The organism is Paenibacillus alkalitolerans, assembly GCF_016482785.1.
In the GTDB taxonomy this organism is placed as follows: domain Bacteria; phylum Bacillota; class Bacilli; order Paenibacillales; family YIM-B00363; genus Paenibacillus_AE; species Paenibacillus_AE alkalitolerans.
In genome coordinates, this window is record NZ_JAEMXM010000066.1 from 1 (window position 1) to 846 (window position 846).

Consider the following 846-nt stretch of genomic DNA (forward strand, 5'->3'; position numbering starts at 1 on the left):
GCCATAAGCGAGCCTGTATGTTTAGGTCGGTGAGTCCCGTGAAGGTGCGGACGCGCGGCCAAAAGTTCTTGCGTACATAGCCGACGCCGTTCTCCACTTTGCCTTTGGTTCGCGCCCGGTAAGGAGCACAGCGACGTAGCAGAAATCCGTGATGGGCAGCAAAGCGGGCGAAGCGTTCGTTCCATAGCGGGTGGCCCTGCTCGTCCTGTCCTTGTACGACCGTTTTCATGTTGTCGTACAGCATCGTATCCGGGCGACCGCCGAAGTACTGCATCGCTCTAAGGTGACAGCCCATGAGGGTGTCCAGGCGCTCATCTTCCGTAAACTCGAGGTACATCATGCGAGAGTGGCCGAGCACCATGACAAAGGCGTACAACCGTTTGACGCCACCGTTCCAGTCGGCCTTGAAATGTCCCCAATCCACTTGCGCCTGCTTGCCTGGCGGCGTTTCGTAACGCTCGGTGGCCTTGCTCAGCACCGCCGGTCGATGGGGTTCCATGAAGGAGCGCACGAGCCGGATTTGGCCGTTGTAACCCTTGGCTTTGATTTCGTCATACAAGACCACGGCGTTCAGGCAACCTTCTTCCATCCGGCTGAGAATGTACGCTTTGAACGGCTCTAAGATACTAGGCTGACGTTTTTGGCGCTCGTACGCTTTCGGGCCGTCCTCCTTCAGCCACTTGCTGATGGTCTTGCGGTCTCTGCCCAATTCTTCGGCAATTTGGGTGGTACTCATTCCTTGCCGCTTCATATGTTGCAGCACGTAGAATTCCCCATTTCTGATCATGATGTCTCTCCCCCGATGGGGAGATTGTGTGCCGATTATGGGGAATTTTCAAGTGCCGT

1 protein-coding gene is annotated in these 846 nt (G+C 56.1%); it reads right to left on the reverse strand.

Annotation, left to right across the window (positions count from 1 at the left end; translation table 11 throughout):
• On the reverse strand, window positions 1–787 hold a 787-nt coding region (gene istA, locus JET16_RS29770), incomplete at its 3' end, for an IS21 family transposase (RefSeq protein ID WP_199624867.1).
• Window positions 788–846: the final 59 nt, after the last annotated feature.